This window comes from Telluria sp. AZSoR62, assembly GCF_058111565.1.
In genome coordinates, this window is record NZ_JBYTST010000415.1 from 1 (window position 1) to 256 (window position 256).

Below are 256 nucleotides of genomic sequence, written 5' to 3' on the forward strand. Positions count from 1 at the left end.
GGTAAAAGTTCATCTCCCCCCATTGCAGCCCCATGTCGGAGGTGTCGACCTGAACGCGCATACCACGGCCTTGCCCATCCCAGCCGTATTTAATCTTGTTAGAGGCTTGGCCGGCGCCGCCGCCCTGTTCGACAGGGGTAAATCCAAGCTGTGTCTGTAAGTAGTAAACCTGCCCATTCTCTTTATGACGCAAGTAAGGATAAATAGGATTACCACTGGCAAATCCGACCGTGGACACTGAGTCGCCTACTGTTCT

The 256-nt window shown here is 53.1% G+C and carries 1 pseudogene; it reads right to left on the minus strand.

The annotated features are described in order from the left end of the window. Positions 1-238 (minus strand): annotated as a pseudogene (locus tag AC3XQU_RS24290) (hypothetical protein); the annotation flags it as partial. Positions 239-256 lie beyond the last annotated feature (18 nt).